The sequence below is a fragment of the Nonomuraea mangrovi genome (genome assembly GCF_042681425.1).
Taxonomy (GTDB): domain Bacteria; phylum Actinomycetota; class Actinomycetes; order Streptosporangiales; family Streptosporangiaceae; genus Nonomuraea; species Nonomuraea mangrovi.
The window spans coordinates 103,398-127,625 of record NZ_JBHUFV010000068.1 but is presented as its reverse complement, the minus strand read 5'-3'; the positions used below and the strand labels follow the sequence as shown (position 1 = coordinate 127,625).

Annotated in this window: 22 protein-coding genes; 10 read left to right on the top strand and 12 right to left on the bottom strand. The window is 70.7% G+C overall.

Translation table 11 applies throughout. The features are described from left to right. Nucleotides 1-97 precede the first annotated feature (97 nt). Both ACFSKW_RS44335 and ACFSKW_RS44330 read left to right on the top strand, forming a co-directional pair. Complete coding sequence (locus ACFSKW_RS44335) at nucleotides 98-1,321, top strand: cytochrome P450 (RefSeq protein ID WP_379580614.1); 1,224 nt, start codon at nucleotides 98-100, stop codon at nucleotides 1,319-1,321. An 8-nt stretch (nucleotides 1,322-1,329) separates the two neighbouring features. Beyond that, complete coding sequence (locus tag ACFSKW_RS44330) at nucleotides 1,330-1,527, top strand: ferredoxin (protein ID WP_379580612.1); 198 nt, start codon at nucleotides 1,330-1,332, stop codon at nucleotides 1,525-1,527. 495 nt (nucleotides 1,528-2,022) lie between these two features. Here the strand turns inward: ACFSKW_RS44330 and ACFSKW_RS44325 are convergent, their stop codons facing one another. Both ACFSKW_RS44325 and ACFSKW_RS44320 read right to left on the bottom strand, forming a co-directional pair. Beyond that, nucleotides 2,023-2,580 (bottom strand): NADPH-dependent FMN reductase, encoded by a 558-nt coding sequence (locus ACFSKW_RS44325; protein ID WP_379580610.1) that lies wholly within the window; start codon nucleotides 2,578-2,580, stop codon nucleotides 2,023-2,025. A gap of 30 nt (nucleotides 2,581-2,610) precedes the next feature. Beyond that, nucleotides 2,611-4,059 (bottom strand): MFS transporter, encoded by a 1,449-nt coding sequence (locus tag ACFSKW_RS44320; protein WP_379580608.1) that lies wholly within the window; start codon nucleotides 4,057-4,059, stop codon nucleotides 2,611-2,613. A 134-nt stretch (nucleotides 4,060-4,193) separates the two neighbouring features. On the opposite strand from ACFSKW_RS44320, the gene ACFSKW_RS44315 reads away from it, so the two are divergent. Further along, entirely contained in the window at nucleotides 4,194-5,165 is a 972-nt protein-coding gene (locus ACFSKW_RS44315) for an AraC family transcriptional regulator (protein WP_379580607.1), read from the top strand. Nucleotides 5,166-5,270: 105 nt separating this feature from the next. Here the strand turns inward: ACFSKW_RS44315 and ACFSKW_RS44310 are convergent, their stop codons facing one another. The 5 genes from ACFSKW_RS44310 to ACFSKW_RS44290 form a co-directional block, all read right to left on the bottom strand. Further along, nucleotides 5,271-5,630: a TSUP family transporter gene (locus ACFSKW_RS44310; protein ID WP_379580605.1), complete on the bottom strand. Its 360-nt coding sequence runs from the start codon at nucleotides 5,628-5,630 to the stop codon at nucleotides 5,271-5,273. Further along, nucleotides 5,627-6,187 (bottom strand): rhodanese-like domain-containing protein, encoded by a 561-nt coding sequence (locus tag ACFSKW_RS44305; RefSeq protein ID WP_379580603.1) that lies wholly within the window; start codon nucleotides 6,185-6,187, stop codon nucleotides 5,627-5,629. The genes ACFSKW_RS44310 and ACFSKW_RS44305 overlap by 4 nt, the downstream gene beginning before the upstream one ends. A gap of 31 nt (nucleotides 6,188-6,218) precedes the next feature. Continuing rightward, entirely contained in the window at nucleotides 6,219-7,541 is a 1,323-nt protein-coding gene (locus ACFSKW_RS44300; RefSeq protein ID WP_379580601.1) for an MBL fold metallo-hydrolase, read from the bottom strand. Nucleotides 7,542-7,716: 175 nt separating this feature from the next. Beyond that, nucleotides 7,717-7,986, bottom strand: coding sequence for a metal-sensitive transcriptional regulator (locus tag ACFSKW_RS44295; protein WP_379580599.1), 270 nt, complete (start codon nucleotides 7,984-7,986; stop codon nucleotides 7,717-7,719). A gap of 272 nt (nucleotides 7,987-8,258) precedes the next feature. Then, nucleotides 8,259-9,578 carry an MFS transporter gene (locus tag ACFSKW_RS44290; RefSeq protein WP_379580597.1) on the bottom strand — a complete coding sequence of 440 codons (1,320 nt, stop codon included), beginning with the start codon at nucleotides 9,576-9,578 and terminating at the stop codon, nucleotides 8,259-8,261. Between the two features lie 415 nt (nucleotides 9,579-9,993). Between ACFSKW_RS44290 and ACFSKW_RS44285 the strand changes: the two genes are divergently transcribed. Next, the gene (locus ACFSKW_RS44285; protein WP_379580595.1) at nucleotides 9,994-11,223 is read left to right on the top strand and encodes a serine hydrolase domain-containing protein; all 1,230 of its coding nucleotides are present in this window, start codon (nucleotides 9,994-9,996) and stop codon (nucleotides 11,221-11,223) included. Here ACFSKW_RS44285 and ACFSKW_RS44280 read toward each other — a convergent pair. The 3 genes from ACFSKW_RS44280 to ACFSKW_RS44270 all read right to left on the bottom strand — a co-directional run bounded on the left by ACFSKW_RS44280 (nucleotide 11,211) and on the right by ACFSKW_RS44270 (nucleotide 16,400). Further along, nucleotides 11,211-14,414, bottom strand: a complete 3,204-nt coding sequence (locus ACFSKW_RS44280; RefSeq protein ID WP_379580593.1) for an AfsR/SARP family transcriptional regulator — start codon at nucleotides 14,412-14,414, stop codon at nucleotides 11,211-11,213. The two genes, ACFSKW_RS44285 and ACFSKW_RS44280, sit on opposite strands and share 13 nt — an antisense overlap. 125 nt (nucleotides 14,415-14,539) lie before the next feature. Then, nucleotides 14,540-15,271, bottom strand: a complete 732-nt coding sequence (locus ACFSKW_RS44275; protein WP_379580591.1) for a hypothetical protein — start codon at nucleotides 15,269-15,271, stop codon at nucleotides 14,540-14,542. A gap of 88 nt (nucleotides 15,272-15,359) precedes the next feature. After that, entirely contained in the window at nucleotides 15,360-16,400 is a 1,041-nt protein-coding gene (locus tag ACFSKW_RS44270; protein ID WP_379580589.1) for a helix-turn-helix transcriptional regulator, read from the bottom strand. A 139-nt stretch (nucleotides 16,401-16,539) separates the two neighbouring features. Here ACFSKW_RS44270 and ACFSKW_RS44265 point away from each other — a divergent pair, with 139 nt between their 5' ends. The 6 genes from ACFSKW_RS44265 (at nucleotide 16,540) to ACFSKW_RS44240 (ending at nucleotide 22,400) form a co-directional block, all read left to right on the top strand. Further along, nucleotides 16,540-16,992 (top strand): helix-turn-helix transcriptional regulator, encoded by a 453-nt coding sequence (locus tag ACFSKW_RS44265; protein WP_379580787.1) that lies wholly within the window; start codon nucleotides 16,540-16,542, stop codon nucleotides 16,990-16,992. A gap of 10 nt (nucleotides 16,993-17,002) precedes the next feature. Continuing rightward, nucleotides 17,003-17,413 (top strand): VOC family protein, encoded by a 411-nt coding sequence (locus ACFSKW_RS44260; protein ID WP_379580587.1) that lies wholly within the window; start codon nucleotides 17,003-17,005, stop codon nucleotides 17,411-17,413. 339 nt (nucleotides 17,414-17,752) lie between these two features. Continuing rightward, nucleotides 17,753-20,146, top strand: coding sequence for an ATP-binding cassette domain-containing protein (locus ACFSKW_RS44255; RefSeq protein ID WP_379580585.1), 2,394 nt, complete (start codon nucleotides 17,753-17,755; stop codon nucleotides 20,144-20,146). Nucleotides 20,147-20,491: 345 nt separating this feature from the next. Continuing rightward, nucleotides 20,492-21,259, top strand: coding sequence for an SDR family oxidoreductase (locus ACFSKW_RS44250; protein ID WP_379580583.1), 768 nt, complete (start codon nucleotides 20,492-20,494; stop codon nucleotides 21,257-21,259). Further along, a complete protein-coding gene (locus ACFSKW_RS44245) occupies nucleotides 21,253-21,480 on the top strand; it encodes a hypothetical protein (protein ID WP_379580581.1) in 228 nt (75 codons plus the stop codon). Before ACFSKW_RS44250 ends, ACFSKW_RS44245 begins: the two co-directional genes overlap by 7 nt. Beyond that, nucleotides 21,477-22,400, top strand: a complete 924-nt coding sequence (locus tag ACFSKW_RS44240; protein WP_379580579.1) for an RNA polymerase sigma-70 factor — start codon at nucleotides 21,477-21,479, stop codon at nucleotides 22,398-22,400. The genes ACFSKW_RS44245 and ACFSKW_RS44240 overlap by 4 nt, the downstream gene beginning before the upstream one ends. A 110-nt stretch (nucleotides 22,401-22,510) precedes the next feature. On the opposite strand, the gene ACFSKW_RS44235 is transcribed toward ACFSKW_RS44240, so the two are convergent. Together ACFSKW_RS44235 and ACFSKW_RS44230 are read right to left on the bottom strand one after the other, a co-directional pair. Continuing rightward, nucleotides 22,511-23,146, bottom strand: a complete 636-nt coding sequence (locus ACFSKW_RS44235) for a hypothetical protein (RefSeq protein ID WP_379580577.1) — start codon at nucleotides 23,144-23,146, stop codon at nucleotides 22,511-22,513. Nucleotides 23,147-23,206: 60 nt separating this feature from the next. Continuing rightward, on the bottom strand, nucleotides 23,207-23,953 hold the full coding sequence (locus ACFSKW_RS44230) for a VOC family protein (RefSeq protein WP_379580575.1): 747 nt from the start codon (nucleotides 23,951-23,953) through the stop codon (nucleotides 23,207-23,209). Nucleotides 23,954-24,228 lie beyond the last annotated feature (275 nt).

Sequence of the window (24,228 nt, the reverse complement as noted above, 5' to 3'; positions counted from 1 at the left end):
TCAGGTCGTGAAGCCAGTGCCAACAGTGTCGATCACGCCACCGAAGGCCGCCACAAGCACAACAAACTCCGCCAGATCTATTACTGGGAGGTCATCCATGACGAAGAACGTCGCCGGCGAACTCGCCGGCCTGGAACTACCGGTCGAGCGTGGCTGCCCGTTCGCCCCGCCCGCCGCCTACGAACGGCTGCGCGAGCAGGCACCGATCAACAAGGTCAACCTGACCAGCGGCGGCGAAGCGTGGTGGGTGTCCGGGCACGAGGAGGCCCGTGCCATCCTCGCCGACGGCCGCTTCTCCTCCGACAAGCGCAAGGACGGCTTCCCGCTCTTCACCCTCGATGCGGTGACCCTGCAGCAGCTCCGCAGCCAGCCGCCGTTGATGCTCGGCATGGACGGCGCGGAACACTCCGCGGCCCGCCGTCCGGTGATCGGCGAGTTCACCGTCAAGCGGCTGGCCGCGCTGCGCCCGCGGATCCAGGACATCGTCGACCACTTCATCGACGACATGCTCGCCACCGACCAGCAGCCAGTCGACCTGGTGCAGGCGCTGTCCCTGCCGGTGCCCTCACTGGTGATCTGCGAACTGCTCGGCGTCCCCTACACCGACCACGACTTCTTCCAAAGCCGCACCACCATGATGGTGCGCCGGACCTCGCTGGAAGACCGCCAGCGAGCCTTCGCCGAACTGCGCGCCTACATCGACGACCTGGTCACCCGCAAGGAGTCCGACCCCGGCGACGACCTGTTCGGCCGGCAGATCGCCCGGCAACGCCAGGAGGGCGCCGTCGACCACGCGGGCCTGGTGAGCCTGGCCTTCCTGCTGCTGACCGCCGGACACGAGACCACGGCGAACATGATCTCGCTCGGGGTGGTCGGGCTGCTCACCCACCCGGAGCAACTGGCCCTGATCAAGGCCGACCCGGGCAGGACGCCCATGGCCGTGGAGGAGCTGCTGCGCTACTTCACCATCGCCGACGGGGTCACCTCCCGGCTGGCCACCGAAGACGTGCAGATCGGCGGGGCGAGCATCAAGGCCGGCGACGGCGTCATCGTCTCCGGCCTGTCGGCCAACTGGGACCCGGCGGCGTTCAAGGACCCGGCCGAACTGGATGTCGAGCGCGGGGCCCGCCACCACCTCGCCTTCGGCTTCGGCCCGCACCAGTGCCTCGGCCAGAACCTGGCCCGGATGGAACTGCAGATCGTCTTCGACACGCTCTTCCGCCGCATCCCCACCCTGCGGCTCGCCGCACCGGCCGAGGACCTGCCGTTCAAGAACGACGCCGTCATCTACGGCGTTCACGAGCTCCCGGTCACCTGGTGAGCAGGACCATGATGCGGATCAAAGCCGACACCGACCTCTGCGTCGGCTCCGGCCAATGCGTCCTGACCGAGCCGGCCGTCTTCGACCAAGACGACGACGGCATTGTGGTCCTGCTGACCGATCACCCCGAAGACCGGAGCGCCGCACAGGCACGCCACGCCGTCACCCTGTGCCCATCCCGAGCCCTGTCCGTCCTGCAGGAGTAAGCACATCCCCGGCGACGACGCGTCCGCGTCTGTGGAGGGCGACTAGTCCTGTGGGTTAGCTCAGACCTTGCCTCCAGCGCATCCGCGCTGGTGGCAAGGCGAGCGAGTCGGGATCTGGGGGCACAGCAACCCCCCTGTCGCCCTTCCGCTTCGACGGAGGCGACGGAGTAGACCCGGTCCTCATCTGACAGCGCGGCCGCGACCACTCGCCACAATCATCCCACACCCCTGTTGATCTGCTGGAATGTCGCAGATGGCGGCTGGTGGGGCCGGCCTTACCGACAGGCCTGTATCCGCGGGCGGATCTGCATGGACATCTCGGTGACAGCCAGCAGAACTCCGGCGAATGCGGGCAGGAGCGCGCTCATCGGGGGTTCGACCGACGTCATCGCACGCGCCTCCAGGCTCACCCCGCCAGAATGTGGATTCTGGGCTGATGTGGGCTGACCACCGGTACGGGCGGATCTCGCGCAGATGCTTGAGCCGACAACACGCTTACTTGCGCAGTGGGCACAGCGCCTGGCCCCAGGCGACGACCTGGTCCAGCATGGCGGTGGCCGCGTCCTCCTGCTGGGCCGACGGATTGAGGACGCTGAAGTTCTCGAAGTCGGTGAACAGCGACAGCGCGACTTGGGCGCGCACGTCCGCGACCTGGAGTTCGCCCATCACCAGCCGCAGGTGCTCCACCGCGCGGGTCCCGCCGTTGCTGCCGTAGCTGACGAACCCGGCCGCCTTGTTGTTCCACTCGGCGTACAGGAAGTCGATGGCGTTCTTCAACGCCCCGGAGGTCGAGTGGTTGTACTCGGGCGTCACGAACACGTAGGCGTCAAAGGAAGCGATCTTCGCGGCCCATGCGCGGGTATGTGGATGGCTGTACCGACCCATCGCCGCCGGCATCACCTCATCCAGATGCGGCAGGTCGAAGTCCTTGAGGTCTACCAGTTCGAACTCGGCGTCGTCGCGCTTGACCGCGAGGTCGTAAACCCACCGAGCGACGGCCTCCCCGTTGCGTCCCGGGCGCGTGCTGCCGATGATGATCGCTACCTTGATCACGGGTTCCTTCTCTTTCGATGCTCGGTCGGGTCAGGACTGGATGGCGTTCGCGGCCTCGTCGGCCGGGGCGGCCTGCGGCGGCCGTGCGGGTTCGGAGCGCAGCATGATGAGACCGACGATGACGGCGGTGACGAGGAGGCCCGCACCGACGCCGAACGCCAGGTGATAGCCGGCGTTCAGCCCGGAGACGGCGCTGTGTCCGCCGGCGGTCAGCCCGGCGGTGCGTCCGGACGCCAGCGCGGCCAGGGCCGCCAGGCCGATCGCGCCGCCCACCTGCGCTCCCGTCCCGGCCAGCCCGGAGGCGAGCCCGGCGTCGCTGGGCCGTACACCTGTCATGGCCAGCGTCATCACCGCGGGCATCGCCAGGCCCGCGCCCACGCCGAGCAGCACCATGGACGGCAGGACGTCCACCACGTATCCGCCGTCCACCGGGGCACGGATGAACAGCGCCAGCGCGGCCGTGAGGAGCGTGAGACCCGCCGACAGTACGGCACGCGGGCCGAACCGCGTGTTCAACCGTGCGGACAGGCCGAGCGAGACGACCGCAAGCGCCAGCGCGACGGGCAGTCCCGCCAGGCTCGTCTCGGCCGCGCCGTACCCCAGGACCCGCTGCATGTACAAGACGGACAGGAACTGAAATCCGGACATGGCGCCCACCATCAGCACTTGGACGAGGTTGGCGCCCGTGAGGTCGCGTGAGCGGAAGACCCGCAGCGGCATCAGCGGGCTCCTGGCACTGGCCTGGCGCGCGGCGAACGCCGCGAGCAGGACGATGGACAGTGCGCCGAGGCCGAGCGTGTGCGCCGATCCCCAGCCATGCTCCTCGACCTTGACGATGGTGTAGACGCCGACCATCAGGCCCGCGGTGACCAGGAAGGCGCCCGCGACGTCGGCTCCCGCGGCGAGGCCGAGCCCGCGGTCAGCGGTCAGCAGGCGAACGGCCAGCACCGCGGCCACGACCCCGATGGGAACGTTGACGAAGAAGATCCAGGACCAGCCGGCGGCCTGGGTGAGGAGCCCCCCGGCGGTGCCGCCGACCGCCCCGCCGGCGGCCGCGACGAACCCGATCGCGCCGATCGCCTTGGCCAGTTCCCGCGGTTCCTGGAAGATCGTCACGATGATGCCCATGACCACTGCGGAGGCCATCGCCCCGCCGGCCCCTTGGACGAACCGGGCGGCGACGAGCATCTCCTGGCTCACTGCCAGGCCGCACAGCAGCGAGGCGGCGGTGAAGGTACTCAGGCCGATGACGAACATGCGCTTGCGGCCGATCAGGTCGCCCAGCCGCCCGGACAGCAGCAGCAGGCCACCGAAGGCGATCATGTAGGCGTTCACGACCCAAGCCAAACCCGCGGGAGAGAAGCCGAGGTGGGTCTGGATGGCGGGCAGCGCCACATACACGATGCTGGAATCAATGATGATCATCAGTTGCACGGCGCTGAGCACGGCGAACGCGCGCCAGCGCGAGCTCTGGGGCATATGTGTTGTCTCCTGGTGCGGCAGAGGGAACGCATACGACCCTAGGGAGGCTGCTGAGGTACGCTCAATGCTTGAGCATCCTCTATTCATGCGCCATCGTCCCGATAGCTGCACGATGGCGATAGGTTGTCGTCATGGATGTGCTCAGTGACGTGATCGCGGTCATGCGCGTCGGTCGCCCCGTTTCCGCGCGCGTGCGACGACACGCCCCGTGGGGGCGGCGCTATCCGCCCTCCCCGGGGGCCGCCTTCCACGTGGTCCTCCAGGGAACGTGCTGGCTGCTCCCCTCCGACGGCGCACCGATCGCGCTCAGCCCAGGGGACGTGGTGTTCCTTCCCCGGGCGATCGATCATGCGCTGGCCGACAGTCCTTCCAGCCCTCTGACCGAACCCTTCTGCATCCCCAGCGAGGACGGCCTCTACTTCGGGCAACGCGAGGAGTTCCCGCCAGACGCGGCAGGGCAGGACTCAGGCACGCCCAGCGTGACCCTGTGCGGCGCGTACCAGTTCGACGCCGCGCTCGCGCATCCGCTTCTGAACGACCTTCCCGAGATCGTTCACCTGCCGGCCCGGGTTGGTCACCGTCCCGAGCTCCGCGCCGCCGTCGACCTCCTCGGCGCCGAGCTGGAGGACGCCCGCATCGGCGCGGACGCCGCCGTGCCGGCTCTTCTCGACGTACTCTTGCTGTACATTCTGCGGGCCTGGTTCTCCGACCAGCCCGAGCAGGGCACGAGCACCGGCTGGGCCGCGGCGCTGGGCGACCCGGCGATCATCGCGGCGCTGAGCGGCATCCACCGCCACCCAGCCCGGCACTGGACGGTCGAGGAGTTGGGAACGCGAGGTGGGTTGTCCCGGACGGCGTTCGCCCGCCGGTTCACCGCCCTGGTCGGCCGGCCACCGCTCACCTACCTGACCTGGTGGCGGATGATCATCGCGCAACGACTGCTGCGCGACTCCGACGCGCCCCTGAGCACGGTGGCCCGGCAGGTCGGCTACGCCTCGGAGTTCGCCTTCGCCAACGCCTTCAAGCGTGAGTACGGCATCGCACCCGGCAAGTACCGACGACAAGGGGGTCCTCTCCCGAACGCGTCCCCAGCAGCCAGATAGCTCCGCGTAGTTCGACTGAACCCTTCGCCTGCCGGGTCGTAGCGCTTGGCGGCCTGTTTGAAGAGGTACTCGGCCCGCCCGTACGACAGCAGGGCACGCCCGGCGTCAGGACAGGTCCGCCGCGGCGGGTGCGGCCTCGGTGGCGGTCAGGCCGAGCAGCAGGCCGAGTGCGGGCACGACGGCGAACCCGCCGCCGACGCCGAGCACTCCGGTCATGAGTCCTACTCCGGCGCCCGCTGCGAGCGTGCGCGGCAGGCAGTGGCGGCGGTTGATCCGGCCCGTTTCGGTACGGCAGGCGCCGCCGCCGGACTCCGGACCGCGCAGCATGCGTACGGCCACCACGACCATGATGACGGCGAAGGCGGGCAGCAGCAGCGCGTCTGACAGGCCGCGGTCGAGCAAGCCGAGGCTGACGCCCACGACCAGTGCGCCGATCAGCACCAGGGCGAGCGTCCCCGTCGTCATCGGCGACAGGCCTGCGCGAGCGCGGCGGCAGGGTCGCTCGCGGCGGCCCGGTTGTACGGCAGCCGGGCCAGCAGCAGCCCCATCATGCAGGTGTCGCTCGCCCCGGCGTAGGCCAGTCCGGCCCCGACGAACGCGGTGACGAGCAAGCTCCACGGCGTCAGGACGCTCAGCAGGACCGAGACGAGGACCAGCAGACCGGCCACGAGACGAACCTGTCGTTCCAGACCCCAACGCTGCCGGCCGCGGACGACGGGCGCGCCGGCCGCGATCCAGGCGTTCATGCCGCCGGTCATGACCACTGACGTGGACAACTCTGCTCTGGACAGAGCGGCGTGCGCGGTGCTCGCCCGGGCTCCGGACTGGCAGATGAGCACGACCTGGCCGGGCGCGGCCTCAGTGAGCTGGGGCAGGTGGCTCTGCAGCCGGTCCAGGGGCACGTTGACGGCGCCGTCGATGTGCGCGGTCTCGAACTCGGCAGGGGTACGCACGTCCAGAAGCAGGACGCCGGTCGCGGTGGCGGTCATGGCACGGGTGGTGGCCACGTCGATGGTGGTCAAGAAGGTTCTCCGTTCGGACGATCAGGACAGTTCAGGCGGCCACCGCGGCGGCAACGTGAGGGGCTCCGGCTCCGGTGAGCACGACGGGCTCGTAGCCGTGGCGGGTCAGGATGGTGGCGGCGATGGCGGCGCGGCGGCCGGAGCCGCAGGTCACCAGGACCGGCCGGTCCGGATCCAGTTCGGCGGGGATGCCGTCGGTGAGCAGGTCGGGCAGGAAGCGCTCGATCGCGCCGGGCAGTGAGGCGGTGCGGCGTTCGCTGGGCATGCGCACGTCCAGGACCTGGGCGCCGGGCATCCGGCTCAGGAACGCCGGCAGTTCGGCCAGCTCGAAGCGGGCGGTGGCGGCCGTGCCGAGGTCGCCGATGACGCCGCGCACGTCGTCGAGGCCGATCCTGGTGAGCTGGGTGCGGGCGTCGGCGACGTCCTGGCCGGGCTCGGCCACCAGGACGATCGGCTCGCCGTACGGCAGTAGCCAGCCTGCCCAGCTGCCGAAGTCCTCAGCGAGCTCGATGCCGATGGAGCCAGGCAGGAACCCGGCGGCCTGCGCGGTCCGCGGCCGGATGTCGAGTACGTGCACCTCGTCGGTCAGGTCGGCCACCGTGATCTCGGGCAGGTCCAGGCCGGGCGCGGGCGGGACGCCGAGAGTGTTGGCGGGGCCCATGTACGCGTAGAAGGCGGGGATGGGCATGGGCTCGGCCAGTAGTTCGTCAGCGAGCGCGGCGGCGGTGGGCAGGGCGAGCAGCGGGTTGCCGTCCTGTTCGGCGCCGATGGTGGAGGTGTAGCGGCCGGCGCCGGTCGTGGTGCAGAACGATCCCTCGCCGTGGGTCGGGTACAGGCCGACGTCGCGCGGCAGCGCGGCCAGCCGGTGCAGCGAGCCGTACTGGAGCCGGGCCAAGGTGGGGGCTCGCTCGGGCCCAAGCAGGTCGGGACGGCCCGCGGAGGCCACCAGGAGGCTACCGCCGGAGAAGACCGCCACCGGCTCTTGGTCGATCAGCACCAGGTAGCTGGTGTGCTCGGGGGTGTGGCCGGGCGTGTGCACCGGCCGGATGCTCAGGCCGCCGCCGGCGGCCAGGTCCTCCAGATGGAAGGCGGGCGTGTACGGATAGGCAGCCGCTGCGGCGGCGGGCAGCACCAGCTCGGCGCCGGTACGCGATGCGGCCTGCTCGGCGCCGGAGACGTAGTCGTTGTGCAGGTGGGTCTCCAGCACGAACCGCAGCTCGAGATCCCGCTCGGTAGCGGCGGCCAGGAATCGGCCGATGTCGCGCTGCGGGTCCACGAGCACGCCCTTGCCTTCGTGGGCGAGCAGGTAACTCTGGTCGCCCAGCCCGGGCGTACGGAACGTGATGATCTCCATGTCAATCCTCTCACAGGTCAACTACCCCCGGGGGTATGCATCAGAGACAAGTACCCCTGGGGGTATAGCGGGGTCATGAGTATGTGCCTTGGGGCGCGCCAACGATCGGCGCGCCATGTCGAAGGAGCGGCCCTGGGGGCAGGCCGGAGTGCGAGCAGGGGTTCGGGAGAGGGGGTCAGGCCAGGGCGAGGAAGAGCTTTTCCAGCTCCTCCATCGCCATGGGCGGCTGCTCGCCCCGGTTCTGGGCGTCCTGGCAGTGCCGCAGTCCGCTGGCGACGATCTTGAATCCGGCCCGGTCCAGCGCCTTGGAAACGGCCGCCAGCTGCGTGAGCACCTTGACGCAGTCCTCGCCCGCCTCGATCATCGCAATCACTCCGGCGAGTTGCCCGTGAGCACGACGCAGCCGCACCGCGGCATCGCCAACCATTGATTCCGTCAGCTCCATACCCCCCAGGGTACCCATGCCCGGCTGTGGCTCCAAATCAGGGGAAGACATCGCACCAGGTCAAACAGGCACACTGGAGGCCCCATCGCCGGCCGCAGCCTCGGTCAGGATCCGGTAGACGTCGGCGATCGAGGGGTGGCGGTCCTTGTTCTTGGCCCTCCACTCGGGTCGCCGCGACCGGACGCGATGTAGTGGGCCCCGAATCTGTACCGCCATGCCCTCAGAACTGGTGGAGATGAAACGTCCCTCCGCTGACCGCGTGGGATGGCCGCCTACGCCTCGCGGGACGGGACGGCTCGCTGGACGACGAGAGCGGCGGCAAGGCACACGGCTCCAGCGACTGCCATGCCGGATGAGGGGCCGAGAGCTGCCATCATTCCGGTGGCAGTCGCCAGGATGAGTGTTTCCACACTCATCCGCGTCGTGCTGAACAGTGCGGCGCCCGCCCCTCCGCGCTGGGAGGGGACGTACTTGAGCGCCTGCCCGTCCGGGACGCCTTCGGTCAACCCAAGACACAGCCCGAGGACCCCGGCCGCGACGAGAAGAGCGGCACGATCGTGGGTCGCCTGGAGGACGACGGCGGTGACGGTGCAGGCGAACAGCGCGGTTGTCACCAACTGCCGTGCCAGCCGGCGCGCGAGCCGAGCGGCAAGAAGCGGAAGGAGCGTCGATGGCACGGTCAGCAGGCTGAGCATGACCGCTGCCTCGCCTGGGCCCATGCTCTGGGCGGAGCCGAGTTGCGGGAGCACCGTCAATCCCACCACGAGCATCCCCATGAAGGCGCCCGTCGCCAAGGCGTATGCCCGATAGGCGGGGATCCGCAACAGGTCCACCGGGATCGCGGGATCGGACGCACGCCGTTCCACGCGGACGAGCCAGGCGGCGCTGCCTGCCGCGACGAGGATGAGTGCGCCCGGCACCCACCACGGGACGCCGGTGCCAAGGCCCAGCCCGAAGGCGGTCACCGTGGCGGCGATGGTCACCCCGAAGAGGACAGCACCGGCGAAATCGAAGTTCTCGGGCACCTCGGCGCTGCGAAGGCCCGGAAGCCCGAGCGTGGCCAAGGCCGCGACGGCGGCGACAGCCCCCGGCGCGACGAAGACGAGGGGCCAGCCTCCGACGGCCATGAGGGCCTGGGCGACGACCGGCCCCAACGCCAGACTGCTGCCCAGTACGGCGCCCGCGTAGCCGTACACCCGACGCCGCTCTTCCGGCGGGTACACGGCCAGGACCATCGACGATCCACCGGCCGCGCACATGGCCGCCCCGACGCCGGCGACCACACGAAGGGCCACCAGAGACGACAGGTCCGGAGCGAGGGCGGACAAGAACCCGGTGGCAGCGACGATGATGTTGCCGACGGCGAAGAACCGGGTGCGGGCGGTACGATCCGCTGTCGCCCCGGCCAGCAGGAGGGCCGCGGCGAAGAGCCCGTTGTAGGCGAGGACGATCCACGGACCCAGGGCGTCCGCCCCGGGCAACTGCGCGGTCACATCGGGCACGGCTGCTGTCGCGCCGGTGATGGCGAGCGGGAACACCGCGGTGGAGATGAGGTCGGCGACAAGGACACGCCGACGTTGACGACGAGACAAGGCGAACAAGGCTGCGCTCCGGAACAAGGGGAATCCGAGCGCCACGAAGGCGCTCCTGGCCACGGGTCAGGAGCGACGGCGAGAACTGGGGTTTTGCGCCGCCGCTCTCAGCGACGGCGCACCTTGTCTGTTTTCGGCACGAGCACACGCTAGCAGCCACTTCGGGCGAGGCCTCGACGTGGTCGGATCACTCCTGGACTGATGACCCGGGACTTCGACCATGACGTCCCCGCGGTGGTGGCGATGGCGTGCTGGGTCAGGGCGACACCGGTCAGGTGGCTGACAGCGTGCTGTGTGCGGTTTGTGAGCGGCGGGTTGGAGGGTGAGGTCGTCCGCCTTACCTAGCATCCAGAGGAACGGGTCAATGTCCCAACGTGTTCTTTCGTCGGATCGTGCGGCGCGGCCACGGCTGCGCATGGTCACAGCTTCGGCGCTGGCCGTGAGTCTTGCCGCGGCCGCGGCGTTCCCGGCTGCCGCGGCCGCCACGCCGTACGCCGACAGCGGCGCCACGGCGCAGCGCGCTCAGCTACAGCAGTTGGCGCGGAAGCTGGTGGAGGCCGGGGCGCCCGGCGTGATCGTGCGGGTCGACGACGGCCGCGGCCGGCCGGTCGAGATCGCCGAGCAGGCCGCCTGGACCAGACGGGATCACCTGCTCACGGCAGGGGACGAGTTCCGGATGGGATCCAACACCAAGACCATGACGGCCACGCTCGTGCTGCAACTGGTCGCCGAGGGCAAGCTCGCCCTGACCGACCCGGTGGACAAGTGGCTGCCTGGCAAGGTGCCGGGCGGCAAGGCGATCACGTTGCGCATGCTGCTGAACCACACCAGCGGCCTGTTCGACTACACCGACGACGCCGCGCTCCGGCCGTCGATGCTCGGAAGGGATCGGCGGCGGTGGACCTCGGCGAAGCTGCTCGCCGTAGGGGTGAAGCACGATCCGCTGTTCGCGCCGGGCACGAAATGGTCGTACAGCAACACCAACTACGCCGCGCTCGGCGCCGTCCTGGAGCGGGTCACCGGGGCGAGCCTGGCCGATCTGGTCCGGGAGCGGATCGCCCGGCCGCTCAATCTCAAGCACACCTACTACGCCACGGACGCCGCCTGGCGTGGCCCCCACGCCCACGGCTACGAACCGGATGCCGCCCACATGCCGCCGGGTGTGCCGGCCGAGTTCGGGCGCCTCGCCGGGGCGCGCCACCACGGTCACGTGGACGTCTCCGACAACAGCCCGGGGTGGGGCGGGGCGGCCGGGGCGGTGGTGTCCACCACGCAGGACTGGTCCCGGTTCTCCACCGCGTTGATGTCCGGCAGGCTGCTGCCCGCAGCCCAGCTGGCACAGATGCGCGCCACCGTGCCGGTGGACTCACAGCACCCGGACGGGCCCGGCTACGGCCTGGGCATCCAGACCGGTACCCACCCGTGCGGCACGTTCTGGGGTCACGACGGCGGCATGCCCGGCTACCTCACCACCACCCTCACCGACCGCACCGGCGGCCGCTCGGCGACCGTCCTCATCTCGACGGAGCTCTGGGCCGAGTTCGAGGCCGACCCGAAGATCGCCAAGGCCGCCCAGGCGCTCCAGATGGCCGTGACCTGCACGATGTTCGGCAAGCCCGTGCCGAACGCGGCTCACGCCGGCTGACCGGCGCGGCCGGCCACGGGCGCGGTGATGATCGCGGACACCAGGTCTTCGGCCTCGGCACGCGACATCGCCGCACCCGTGGCGTGCGCGGTCGCGAACCCGGCGGCGCCCATGGCCGCCGTGGCCCGCTGTGTGATCGTCCGCACGTCGACGTCGCCGCGGTCGTCCCAGCCCCGCAGTACGGTGGCGACCCCGAGCAGCCGCCCCGCCCGCTCCGGCCGATCGCGGCACAGCTCGATCGCGGCGACCACGACCGCGATCGAGGCCGCGACCGGCGTATGCCAGGTCAGCGTCAGGTGCACCGCCGGGTGGTCGAGCCGGCGTACCGCCTTGTCCGGGCAACCCTCCGCGACGTCCACCTGGGCGAGCACGCCCAGCAGCAACGCGGCCAGGTGCGGGGTCGACCGGCCGGGCGGTGCCTCGGCCAGGCCGAGCCGGGCGTGTTCGCGGGCCGGCCCAAGCCGCCCGGCCCACCATTCCAGTCGCGCCAAGCCCAGGCACACCTGAGCCTGCGACTCCGCCGACCCGGTCCGCTCTACCTGGCCGAGCAACTCCGTCAGCTGCCGCCGCCCGCCATCCACGTCGCCGGCCTGGGCCAGGTGCAGTGCGGCCGCCACCTCGCTCTCCATCGTGTGCTCGGGCATGCCGAGCTCCTGGAAGTAGCGGCCGGCCCGCTCGGCCAGCGCAGGCGTGGCGGCCGGGTCGCCGGCCCGCTGCAACGCCGCACTCAGGGTGCTCAGCGTGGTCGCCAGGCCCCACCGCTCGCCGAGTCCCTCGAAGCCGGTCAGCGCGCGCGACAGCGAGCGCGTCGCCTCGGCGGCCTGCCCGCTGTTCATGGTCAGCACGCCTTGCGCCAGCAGAGCCAACGACCGGCTCCAGGGATCCGTCGGCTCGTCCGGGGACCTGAGCATCTCCGGTGCGACCCGATCGGGTCCTGAGCCCACGGCCAGCGCCAGCCGGGCCATCTGCAGGATGGGGTGGGTTCCGGGGTCGACGCACTCCAGCGCCTTCCTGATCCGGTCGAAGGCCGCTTCCGCCTCCTCCGGCCGGCTGATGGCCTCAGTGGCGGCGAGCGCGTGCGCGGCGACCACCAGCGCGCGTGCCTGCGGCTCGGTCGAGCCGCGAGCCTGGAGCACCCGGCCCAGCAGGTTCAGCGACTCCGGCGGGTAATCCCGCAGGAACCAGAACCAGCACAGCGCGACGCCGAGCCGTACCGCCAGGTCGGCGTCGCCGGACTCGACCGCCCAGCGGATCGCGGCCGACAGGTTGTCCCGTTCCGCGGACAGGCGGACCAGCCAGCGCAGTTGGTCGGACGTGCGCAGGTACGGGTCCGCGGTCTCGGCCAGCTGAAGGAAGAACCCGGCGTGCCGCCCTCGTACGACGTCGACCTCGTCACGCAGAGCCAGTCGCTCGAGGCCGTACTCCCGGATGGTCTCCAGCACGCGGTAGCGCGGCTCGAGCGGGTCGGCAGACTCCGCCAGGTGCAGCAGGGACTTGTCGACCAGCGCCGTCAGCAACTCCCGAATGTCGCCCGACCGGCCGATCGCCTCCGCCGCGTCCTCGGTGAAGGTGCCGGGCACGACCGACAGGCTCTCCAGCAGCGCTCGCTCGTCGGCGTCGAGCAGGTCCCAGCTCCAGGCCACCGCCGCGCGCAAGGTCCGGTGCCGCGGCAACGCGGTGCGGCTGCCCCCTGTGAGCAGCCGGAAGCGGTCGTCCAGCCGTGCCGCGACCGCCTCGACCGGCAGGGCGCGCAACCGTGCCGCGGCCAGCTCGATCGCCAGCGGCAGGCCGTCCAGGCGACGGCAGATCTCCACCGCCGCCGTCAGCGCGCTGCCATCCAGAGTGAAACCCGGCCGCACCGCGGCGGCCCGGTCATGGAACAGCCGGACCGCCGCGCAGGCGCGGGCCCGCTCGGCCGTCGACCCCGGTTCGGGCAGCTCCAGCGGGAGCACCGGGTGCGAGGTCTCGCCGTCGATCCGCAAGGGTTCCCTGCTGGTGGTCAGCACCCGCAGCCTCGGGCACCGGCCGAGCAGGGCCCCGGCGAGCGTCGCGGCGGCCTCGATCACGTGCTCGCAGTTGTCCAGCACCAGCACCAGCTCGTCGTCCGCGAGAGTTTCGACCAGGTGGTCCAGGACCTCGTCCGGGGTGACATGCCGCGGCGGCACGCCCTCCTCACGCCCCCGCAACAGGTCGAGCACCGCGCGGGGCACGTCGTCCGCGCCGACCGGGGCCAGCGGGACGAACCACACCCCGCCGGAGGGCGAAAGCCGGCGGCCGATGGTGTTGGCCAGCCGGGTCTTGCCCGCCCCTCCGGGACCGACCAGGGTGACCAGCCGAACTCGACCGAGCAGGTCGACCACGCGACGGACGTCGTCGTCGCGGCCCACGAAGCTGGTGAGCGGGACGTCCAGGCCGCCGTGCGATCGGCGGGACCGGGGCAGCTCACCGCGCAACACCGCCAGGTGGGCCTCCTGGAGCTGCGGGCCGGGGTCGCTGCCGAAACTGTCCGCCAGCAGGCCGCGGATGCGCTGGTAGGCGGCCAGCGCCTCGGTGCCGCGGCCGTTCAGCGCCAGAGCTCTGATCAGCTGGGCGTGCAGCCGCTCGCGCAACGGGTGCGCGAGCGTCAGCGACTCGAGCTCGGCGACCAGGTCACGGTCGGCGCCCAGCGCGAGCTCGGCTTCGACCCGGTCCTCCAGGGTGGCCAGCCGGGCCCGCTCGAGCCGTTCGGCCTCGGCGGCGGCGAACGGTGCCTCGCGCACGTCCGCCAAGGCGGGGCCGCGCCACAGGCTCAGGGCCTCGCGCAAGGTGGCGGCGGCCTCGGCGGGCCGGGACTGCGCGTGCGAGCGCCGACCCGCGCGGGCCAGCTGCTCGAACCGGACGGCGTCGACCGCGTCCGGCTCGACGGCCAGCCGATACCCGGCCGGGCCCGAGGTGATCAGCTCGGGGTCGCCCAGGACGCGGCGCAGCTGGGACACCAGCGATTGCAGCGCGTGCAGGTGGTCGGCCGGCGCCGCCTCGCCCCACAGCGCCTCGACCAAGGTCGCCGGCCGGACGGCACGCCCGGCGTCCAGCACCAGCCGGGCCAACAACGCCCGCAGCCGCGCGCCCCCGACCGGCGTCGGGCCGGTAGCGGTGTCCAGCGCCAGAGAACCGAGGATGCCGACGCGCACTCGTCCACTCGCGTTAGCCACGGCCAGAAGTCTGTCAGACAGCGACGGGTTGTCTGACGACGGAGTGGCGGTGATGCCGTCCTGCCCCTGCGGCGCGGCCAGGCCCGCTACCGGCCCAGTCTTCCCCTAGGCCCGTGGTGCGGGGGTCAGCCGAGGTTCCAGACGGAGGAGATGCGGTCGTTCCAGCCGCTGGGGACGAGGGTGGGAATGTCGGAGAAAGGCGTGACGAACAGGGAGCTGCCGCCGAAGTTGATGTGCTCGTAGTAGCGGACGGCGCAGTTCGTGCCGCCGATGGAGCTGATGACGTCGTTCCAGTCGTGCAGGTGGAGCGGGCCATGGTAGACGCTGGTCAGGTCGTTGTGCCCCTGCCGAGCCGCACACCAGAACCAGTCTCCGGCGTACTCCACGTGCTCGAACATCTGGACCTGGCCCTGCGTAGCGGGGCGCGGGTCGCGCTCGGCCGCGGCCGCGCGCAGTTGCGAGGCAGCCCACAGCGCGCCGTTGAGCGCGCTGTCGTCAGTGAGCGCGGTCAGTCGCTCTGGGCCGTAGATGTAGGTCAGCGGACGGCCGTCGAACCGCGACAGGTCATGGGGATCGTGCTCGACGCCGTCCACGACCACCGCCATGGCAGGAGCCGGGTGGGTGAGGGGCTGCGTGGTGGCAGCCCTGGGCCGGCTCAGCGCCTGGGCGGCGTCCATCTTGACGGACGGGGAGGAGCGGGGCGCGCCGACCGCCTTGCTGACCAGTGCCTCCAGCGTGGTGATGCCCTGCTCGCGGAGCAGAGCCAGTATGTCTGCCTCGGACAGACCTCCCACATGGTCGGAGAACTCCAGGAAGCTCTCGACTTGGCGGCGGGCGGGGGTTGAGATGCTTGTCACGGGTGTGCCTCTCCTGTGAGCGGTGCGAACTCCTTCATGGTCGAGTGAGGCCGGGGCCTGGACAGCCCCCCAGTGTTGGGGATGGCGTTCAGGTGGTGAACGCGGCCATGAGCTCGTCCCTGCCGGCCGCGCCGGTCTTGCGGAACACCGCCTTCAGGTGGTCGTTCACCGTGTGCGCGGACAGGCCGAGCAGCCGCGCGATCTGCTTCGGCGCGGCTCCCCTGCACAGCAGATCCAGTACGCGGCGCTCGCGCGGCGTGATCGCGTACCAGTCGCAGAACGAGGGCAGCATCAGCCCGCCCGCGGCCGACTGGATGACCACGGCCACGTCGCCCGTGCCTTCCTCGTCCAGGGCTTGGCCCTCGACGGCGAGCCAGCGGCCATAGCGGGCCGCGGGGGCGCAGATGAGCGGCCGGGCGCCGTCCGCGCTGCGGACGTGCTCGCCGGCGTCCATCGCCAGGGCCGTCACGAACGTGTCCGCCAGCCATGCATGCTTGCCGTGCCTGTCAGGGCAGCGCAGCCGGTCGAGCCACGCCTGTGCCTGCGGCGTCACGGTACGGATCGTGTGGTCGGGGCCGACGACGATCACCCCGGCGGGCAGCGCGTCCATGGTGGGCGCCAGCGGGCCCGCGGTGACGTACCGGCGCAACACGGTCACCAGAGCAGGGCCGAGCAGCGTCGCCCTGTGCAGGTCGTCGCCGGTGAAGGGGCGGGCGTCGTGGGCCCGTACCAGCCCGAGCAGACCCCACACGCCGCGGCTGTCGCGCAGGAGCAGCCGCAACTCGCAGGAAGCGCCGCAGGCCGCGAAGGCCCGCCGCGCCCCCTCGTCGGCGCCGGCGACCGCGACCGGCACCTGCCGCCGCGCCAGCGACGAAGGCCGGCAGGGGTCGCCGTGGGTACGGCGGTGCACGAGCAGGGTCGCGGCGAGTTCGCGTTCGTACTGGTGCCAGAAGCTGAACGAGCCCTGCCCGAGCCCCGTCGCCGGGCTGGTGCCCACCAGGCGCAGCGCGTCGTGACTCACCCAGGGCGCGATGGCCGCGGAAATCGCGGCGCCGAGGTGCTCGGCGGCGATGCCGCGATCCATCAGCGTGCGCAGCTCGTGGACCACCCGGTCCTGACATGAGGTCACGCCCCCACGTCAGCACAGCACGGAGGACACGTGCAAGCGGAAGGTAATGTTTGTACTACGCTAAGTGAATGTGACCTTGGAGCAGGTCACCGCTGCGGGACGCCGGCGGCGCTGGGCAACTCCGGCGCGACGTGGCACGATTTCGCAGGTGAGCAGTAAACCCGCCACGGCACAGCACCTGCGCGATCTCGCGCGGCTGCGCCGCGTCCGCGACCGGATCGACCGGGAGTACGCGCAGCCGCTGGACGTCGAGGCGCTCGCCCGCGGCGCGCACATGTCGGCCGGGCACCTCAGCCGCGAGTTCCGGCGCGCCTACGGCGAATCGCCCTACGGCTATCTGATGACGCGCCGCATCGAGCGCGCGATGGCGCTGCTGCGACGCGGCGACCTCAGCGTCACCGAGGTCTGTTTCGCGGTCGGCTGCTCGTCGCTGGGCACCTTCAGCACCCGCTTCACCGAGTTGGTCGGCGTGCCGCCCAGCGTCTACCGCCGTCAGGCGGCACGCACGACGGCGGGGATGCCGTCCTGCGTGGCGAAACAGGTGACCAGACCGGTCAGGAATCGAGAAGCGCCGGCCCCGAGCCGCGCCTAGCGTGATCGGCATGGACATCACCATTCACGCGAGCTTCCTGCCGCACGACGACCCGGACGCCTGCCTGGCCTTCTACCGCGACGCCCTCGGCTTCGAGGTCCGCAACGACGTCGGATACGACGGGATGCGCTGGATCACCGTCGGCCCCGCCGACCAGCCCGGCACCTCCATCGTCCTGGAGCCGCCGGCGGCCGATCCCGGCGTCACCGACGACGAGCGCCGCACCATCGTCGAGATGATGGCCAAGGGCACCTACGCCGGCATCGTCCTGGCCACACCCGACCTCGACGACACCTTCGCGCGGCTGCAGGCCGGCGGCGCCGAGATCGTCCAGGAACCGACCGACCAGCCGTACGGCGTTCGCGACTGCGCCGTCCGCGATCCCGCAGGCAACCTGATCCGCATCAACCAGGTGCGCTGACCTGCGCAGACGGCACCGTGCAGCACGATCGACGGCGACGTCCCCGCGTCACTTGACGAGCAGTGCGTGCCCCTCCTCGTCGCGATACCGGGCATCGGCTCAACCACGACCAAGGGGTCTGGACGGCCGATGCCTCGGCGCACGGTGGGCCGTACCGCCGGTTGCGCCGGAAGGGGCGCCGCGGCATCCCGGCCGGTGCCGCCGATCAGGTAGACAGGGGACCGTTGCCGTGACCGCGCCGATACCGGAAACCCAGACATGCTGCTGGAGCTGGTTAGATCGAGCGAGGCGACGCCGACAGAGACCGCGAAGGCGGCCCGCGTAACAGATGGAGACACGATGAGCATGGCCACGAGGACGGACACGCAGTCGCCTGCGCAGCACGTAGCCGACAGCCACGATCTGATCCGCGTGCACGGCGCGCGCGTGAACAACCTCAAGGACGTCAGCATCGAGCTCCCGAAGCGCCGGCTGACGGTGTTCACCGGCGTCTCCGGCTCGGGCAAGAGCTCTCTGGTGTTCAGCACGATCGCCGCGGAGTCGCAGCGGCTGATCAACGAGACCTACAGCGCCTTCGTGCAGGGCTTCATGCCGACGCTGGCGCGGCCCGAGGTCGACGTACTCGACGGGCTGACGACCGCGATCATCGTCGACCAGCAGCGGATGGGCGCCGACCCCCGCTCCACGGTCGGCACCGCCACCGACGCCAACGCGATGCTGCGCATCCTCTTCAGCCGCCTGGGGCAGCCGCACATCGGCTCGCCCCAGGCGTTCTCCTTCAACGTCGCCTCGATCAGTGGAGCGGGCGCGGTCACCCTGGAGCGCGGCGGACGGACCGTGAAGGAGCGTCGCGACTTCAGCATCACCGGAGGCATGTGTCTGCGCTGCGAGGGCCGGGGCAGGGTCTCCGATATCGACCTCGCCCAGCTCTACGACGACTCCAAGTCGCTCGCCGAGGGCGCGTTCACCATCCCCGGCTGGAAGTCCGACAGCTTCTGGACGGTGCGGGTCTACGCCGAGTCGGGATTCGTCGACCCGAACAAGCCGATCCGCGACTACACCAAGAGGGAGCTCAACGACTTCCTCTACAAGGAGCCGGTCAAGGTCAAGGTCGACGGCGTCAACCTCACCTACGAGGGGCTCATCCCGAAGATCCAGAAGTCGTTCCTCTCCAAGGACAAGGAGGCGATGCAGCCGCACATCCGGGCGTTCGTGGAACGGGCGGTCACCTTCGCCACCTGTCCCGAGTGCGACGGCAGCCGGCTCAGCGAGGAGTCCCGCTCGTCTCGGATCAAGGGCGTCAACATCGCCGACGCCTGCGCGATGCAGATCTCCGACCTCGCCGAATGGGTCCGCGGCCTCGACGAGCCGTCGGTGGCGCCGTTGCTCGCCAAGCTGCTGCACACCCTCGAATCGTTCGTGGAGATCGGGCTGGGCTACCTCTCGCTCGAGCGGCCCGCGGGCACGCTGTCGGGCGGCGAGGCGCAGCGCACCAAGATGATCCGCCACCTCGGCTCCGCGCTCACCGACGTGACCTACGTCTTCGACGAGCCCACCATCGGCCTGCACCCCCATGACATCCAGCGGATGAACGACCTGCTGCTGCGGCTGCGGGACAAGGGCAACACGGTGCTCGTCGTCGAGCACAAGCCAGAGGCGATCGCGATCGCCGACCACGTCGTCGACCTGGGCCCAGGAGCCGGTACGGCGGGCGGCACCATCTGCTACGAGGGGACCCTCGAGGGCCTGCGGGCCAGCGGCACCATCACCGGCCGCCACCTCGACGACCGGGCCGCCCTCAAGGAGACGGTGCGGACGCCCAAGGGCACGCTGGAGATCCGCGGCGCCGGCCGCCACAACCTCCAGGACGTCGACGTCGACATCCCGCTCGGCGTCCTTTGCGTCGTCACCGGCGTCGCAGGCTCCGGCAAGAGCTCGCTGATCCACGGCTCGATCCCCGCCTCCGCGGGTGTCGTCTCGGTCGACCAGGCGCCCATCCGCGGCTCGCGACGCAGCAACCCGGCGACGTACACCGGACTGCTCGATCCGATCCGCAAGGCGTTCGCCAAGGCCAACGGCGTGAAGCCGGCGCTGTTCAGCGCCAACTCCGAGGGCGCCTGCCCCAACTGCAACGGCGCCGGCGTCATCTACATGGACCTGGGGATGATGGCCGGTGTCGACACCCCCTGCGAGGAGTGCGAAGGCAAGCGGTTCCAGGCCTCGGTGCTGGACTACCACTTCGGCGGCCGCGACATCAGTGAGGTGCTCGCGATGTCGGTGACCGAGGCCCAGGAGTTCTTCGGCTCCGGCGAGGCGCGCACGCCGGCCGCGCACGCCATCCTCGGCCGGCTCGCCGACGTCGGGCTCGGCTACCTCAGCCTCGGTCAGCCGCTGACCACGCTGTCCGGCGGCGAGCGGCAGCGGCTCAAGCTGGCCACCCACATGGCCGACAAGGGCGGCGTCTACGTCCTCGACGAGCCGACCACCGGGCTGCACCTGGCCGACGTCGAGCAACTGCTCGGCCTGCTCGACCGGCTCGTCGACTCCGGCAAGTCCGTCATCGTCATCGAGCATCACCAGGCGGTCATGGCGCACGCCGACTGGATCATCGACCTCGGTCCCGGCGCGGGCCACGACGGCGGCCGGATCGTCTTCGAGGGCACACCGGCCGATCTGGTCGCCGCCCGCTCCACCCTCACCGGCGAGCACCTCGCGGCCTACGTCGGCACCTGACCACCGCGATCGGTGACCGGGTGACGGGTCGGCTGGCGGCGCGGTCATCACGACGATGTGCTGAGCGATGCTCGCGCCGACCCCAGCACGGCCGCGTCCGCCGTGCGGTTCGAGACCGGGTGGGCCTTCGAGGGTGTCGTCGACCGATTCGACGATCCGGCGGATGGGTTGGAGGTACTGCTCGCCTGGCCGGGTGTGCGGTTGCGACAGGAAGGACACGGCAGCCGCACGCCCCGTCGCCCCAGCTGTTTTCTGCGTGCATGTCACAGGAGGCCGGGCTGTCTCGTCTCGGGTTCGAAGGCAGGTTCTGAGAAGGACACCCCTCCTATGGCAAGGAGCTTGGTCATGAGCGGGCACACCACACAGCAGAAGGTCGCGCTGGTCACCGGGGCGAACAAGGGGATCGGCCGTGCGGCCGCCGCGCAACTCGCGGCCCTGGGCATGACGGTCCTGATCGGCGCCAGAGACCCGCGGCGCGGCGAGCAGGCCGCCGCGGACCTGCGCGCGGAAGGCGGTGACGTGCACGCGATCACCCTGGACGTCACCGACCCTGCCACCGCCCGGGCGGCCGCGAAGCAGATCGAGGAGCGCTTCGGCCACCTCGACGTGCTGATCAACAACGCCGGCATCACCGGCTCCGGTCAGGTATCGCCCGAGGACGCCCACGACCAGGTCCCCAGCTCCGTCGACCTGGACATGGTCCGGACGGTGTTCGAGACCAACGTCTTCGGGGTGATAGCGGTGACCAACGCCATGCTGCCGCTGCTGCGGCGCTCACCGGCGCCGCGCATCGTCAACGTCAGCAGTCACGCCGCCTCGCTGACCCTCACCAGCGACCAGGACGGCCCCTTCGCGGCACTGCTGCCGTCGGCCGCGTACACGCCCTCCAAGAGCGCGCTCAGCGCGCTGACCGTGCAGTACGCCAACGAGCTGCGGAAGGACGGCATCCTTGTCAACGCCGCCGCCCCCGGCTACGTCGACACGGACAGCAACAACCACAGCGGGCACCTCACCCCCGCGCAGGGCGCCGCGGTCTTGGTGCGCCTGGCCACGCTCGGCGCGGACGGGCCGACCGCCGGGTTCTTCAGCGAGGACGGCTCGGTCCCGTGGTGACGGCAACCACCGAGCCGCTGCAGGTCCCGGTCGTCAGGGGCGGCGCCGGGTACCGCTCGCGGGTGCACCTCGACGACGCGGCGAGCGCTACCTGGCCTGCCCGGCCGCCGGCCGGGCAGGTGGCGGTGACGACCGCGGGGCGCGGCTTCTCCGCCGCCAAGGCCGAACGGGATCCGCGCCACCCCTCGTGGCGCCAGGGCCGCAAGGAAGAGCCGGCATGACCCGCGCCGAGGAGTTCGAGGAGCTGCGGCCGCTGCTGTTCTCGATCGCCTACCGGATCCTGGGCAGCGTGAGCGAGGCCGAGGACGCGGTCCAGGAGACCTGGCTGCGCTATGAGGCCTCCCCGACACCACCCGCGTCGGCCAAGGCGTTCCTGTCGGCCGTGGTCACCCGGATCTCGATCGACGTGCTGCGCTCGGCTCGCGTCCGGCGGGAGGAGTACGTCGGGCCGTGGTTCCCCGAGCCGCTGCTGTCCGACCCCTATGAGGACCCGGAGCGCTCGGCGGAGCTGGCCGACTCGCTGTCGATGGCGGCCCTGCTCCTTCTCGAACGGCTCAGCCCGCTCGAACGGGCGGTCTTCGTGCTGCGGGAGGTGTTCGGGTTCGGCTTTCCGGAGATAGCGTCGGCGGTGGGGCGCTCGGAGGCGGCCTGCCGGCAGCTCGCGGTGCGGGCGCGCCGCCACATGGACGCGGGCCGACCCCGGTTCGAGGCCGACAGGAGGCGGCGCGAGGAACTCGCCGAGCGGTTCTTCGACGCCTTCAGGGAAGGCGACGTCGACGGGCTGCGGGCGCTCCTCGCCGCCGACGTTCAGCTGGTCGGCGACGGCGGCGGCAAGGCCCCGCAGTGGAAGCCCGTCTTCCTCGGCGCCGAGAACGTGGGCCGGGTGCTCGCCACGCTCGTCCCACTGTTCGTCAGACTCGGTGGTGTCGTGGAGCAGCACCAGGTGAACGGCCAGCCGGGCGCGATCTTCCGCGACCCGGACGGCAGGGTCCTCAGCACCTGGGCGCTCGACGTACTCGACGGACAGGTCCAAACGATCCGCACGGTGATCAACCCCGACAAGCTTCGGCACATGGGTCCCGTGGCGGATACGTGGGCGGCCCTGCGCGAGGCGAGCCAGATTCGCCGGCCGGCGGATTGACCGCAAGAGCCGACCGCGCTCCAGACTTGTGGCACCGGATGCGGCGGACGGGCCGGGGAGACCCACCGTGAGTGATCACGGCAGGGCGCCCCGGTCCGGCGTGGCGCCTCCTACGGCCCCGGGTAGAAGCCTGGAGAGCCCAGCTGCCCGAACCAGCTCGGTGGCTCAGGCGCGGTGAACGCGTTGGCCATCGCCTCCAGCCAGGCGCCGAACGTGGCGAAGTCTGGGGTGGCGTTGGCCAGGTCCTCCCAGTCCCCGCCCTCAACGTAGCGTGCGCGCCCTTCCTGATCGTCGTAGTGGTGGTAGTAGACCGGGTATTCGCCGTCTGCGTCCGGCTGGGTGACATCGAAGCACCAGACCGCCTCGTTGTCCGCGTCGGCGAGGGCGAAGCCGACCAGGTGGTTGGTGGACAGCCACCGGCCGTCACCGCGGTCCACATGCTCGGGCATATGCACGAGGTTGGAGTTCAGCTCGACGATGGCGTCGTCACCGACGACGACGAACTCGACGTACCCGTTGGATGAGACGTCCCAGCGCTTACAGGCAAAGGTGTTGTGCTCGGCGAGGAAAGCGCGGTAGCTGGGCGGAGCCGTCCAGTCGACGGTTCCGAAATGGGGCTTCAGCCCTGTCTCGCGGTCACGGACGGCTTCGGCGGAGGCGGGCTCCGACGCCGTGATGATGACCGTTCCGGATTCGGCGGCGCGGTGAAGGATCGCCAGGCTCTGGTATATCGACATCGCGGTCATCGGGTGATCGTACGGCTACGTGGGCGTGGCCCAACGTCGGGGTGTCGTCGAGGCTCCGCGTCAGGACAGGGCGAGGACGCAGAACTCGTGGCCCTCCGGGTCGGCCAGGCACGTCCACGGGACGTCGCCCTGACCGAGGTCGAGGTCGGTGGCGCCGAGGACCCGCAGCCGGGCCACCTCCGCTGCCTTGTCGCCACCGGGGTACGGCAGCAGGTCGAGATGGACGCGGTCTGGCACGGTCTTCACGCCAGGCGTGCGGAGGAACTCGAGGTACGGGCCGACACCCTTGGCGGAGCGCAACACTGCATGATCGTCGGTCACCTCGTGCAGGGTCCAGTCCATCGCCTCGCCCCAGAACCGGGCCATGACCTGCGGATCCGCGCAGTCGATGACCACCCGGGCGATCGGCCCTGTGTCCCGGTAGATCTCCCGAGGCTCCAGCACGCAGAACTCGTTGCCCTCCGGGTCGGCGAGGACCGTCCACGGCACTTCGCCCTGGCCCACGTGGGCGGGCGTCGCACCGAGAGCCTGGAGGCGCGCGACCAACTCCGCCTGATGGGCCGCAGAGGTGGTGGCGAGATCGAGGTGCACACGGTTCTTCGTTGCTGTCTTGGGTTCCGGGACGGCGACGACGTCGACGCAGACGGCGACCGGGTCCGGCCAGACGAAGCCGCCGACGGGTGCAACGTAGGTGCTCATGCCAGATCTCTCGCGGGAAACACTCCAGCCGAGCGCCTCCGCCCAGAACCGGCCGACCGCCGAGTGATCAAGAGCCTTGATGTTCACCTGAACAGGCCGCAGTGTCATACCGGCGATCCTATGAGCCCACTCTGCGACGACATCAGCAGGCCGACTCTCCTGAAATTCGCACAGATCCCGCGCCTCCGCAGGTGCGCGAGGTCATGAGGGAAGGGCAAGTGCCGCTTGTAAGGGTGGATCGCTGTCCAGGTGGTGGGCCTCGGGGAACATCGGTGCAGTCCTCGGCGCGCCGAAATCGGTCATGGTCGCCAGGCGGTCCCGCCGACTGCCTCCCGGATGGAGTCGGGCCTGGAGACAGGGTCGCAGGTCGATCTCCTCGGGGG